This is a genomic window from Arsukibacterium sp., assembly GCF_036735525.1.
GTDB lineage: Bacteria > Pseudomonadota > Gammaproteobacteria > Enterobacterales > Alteromonadaceae > Alishewanella.
This window is the reverse complement of the sequence record NZ_DAINOE010000174.1, coordinates 1,365-2,760: the sequence shown is the minus strand read 5'-3', so window position 1 is coordinate 2,760 and position 1,396 is coordinate 1,365. Positions and strand designations below refer to the sequence as shown.

Below are 1,396 nucleotides of genomic sequence, written 5' to 3'. Positions count from 1 at the left end.
CCCGCAGTCAGGCTGCTTTTTTTCAACTTATCGCTGATATCTCCAGCAGCTTTGTGTTAAGTCCTGCCACTGAGCTGGATCAGGTTATCAATCAGGCCCTGGCGCGCATTGGCAGCTTTTTTCAGGCCGATCGCAGCTACATATTTTTATTCGATGCCCGCTTTGAATTTGCCAAAAATACCCATGAATGGTGTGCACCGGGCGTCAGTAGCCAGCAACAAACGTTACAAGCCTTACCTGTTGCCGCCTTGGGTGACTGGATGAACACTTTGCAGGCAGGCAAAGCCATCCCGATTAACGATGTCAGTCAGCTTGATCCGGCGTCTGCAGAGTATCAGCTGTTGGCAGAGCAAAGTATACAGGCGCTGCTGATGCTACCGCTGCGCGCCCAGGACAGTTTACTGGGGGTGTTTGGACTGGATTTGGTGCGCCATACCCAGCATTGGAATGACGAACACCTGGCGGCGTTAAGCTTAATTGCCGGTAATATCAGTGGCAGTTTTATTCGTCAACGCGCCGAGCAACAGGCAGAAAATCTGGCTTTTTACGATCCTGTTACCGCTTTACCCAACCGGCGGCTTATTCTGGATCGCTTGCAGCAGGCATTGGCAAACAGCAAACGCCAGCAAAATTATGCCGCTGTTCTCTTTATAGATTTAGACCACTTTAAGCACTTTAATGATAGCTATGGACATGAGCAGGGCGACTTGTTATTGCGCCAGGTGGGGCAGGCACTGCAGCAAACAGTCAGAGATGGCGATACAGTAGGGCGTTTTGGAGCCGATGAGTTTGTGCTAATCATTGAACAGTTATCGGCCGACAGTACTGAGGCGATGCAGGCGGTAAAACGGGTAGCGCAAAAAGTGATGCAGGCAGTGTTGCAGCCCTATCAGTGGCAGCATATCCGATATCATAATAGTGTCAGCATAGGAGTCAGTTTATTTAACGACCAGCAACACAGTGCCGATATGTTGATCACCCAGGCCGATATGGCGATGTATCAGGCCAAAGCGGCGGGCCGAAATTGTCTGTATTTTTACGACCCTCAGCTGCAACAAAAAGCCAGCCAGCGCGCAGTGTTGGACAATGAATTACGCCAGGCCATTACTGAGCAGCAATTTGAGCTGTTTTATCAGCTGCAAGTGGATGCGTCAGGCATGGCGTTGGGCGCTGAAGCGTTGATCCGTTGGCGGCATCCTTTGCGTGGCCTGATAGGCCCGTTTGAGTTTATTGGTTTTGCCGAAGAAAGCGGGCTGATTTTAGCGATAGGTGATTGGGTGCTACAGGCCGCCTGCCAGCAATTAGTGTTATGGCAACAGCATCTGGTCACGGCCAGCTTAACGCTGTCAGTAAACATCAGTGCCAGTCAGTTTCGCCAGCCCGACTTTGTTAGCCG

General features: G+C 51.0%; 1 protein-coding gene. It reads left to right on the top strand.

Features of this window, described 5'->3' with window-relative positions; genetic code table 11:
- Positions 1-1,396: putative bifunctional diguanylate cyclase/phosphodiesterase (locus tag V7D78_RS16895; protein WP_333609622.1), on the top strand; the 1,396-nt coding region annotated here is incomplete at both ends.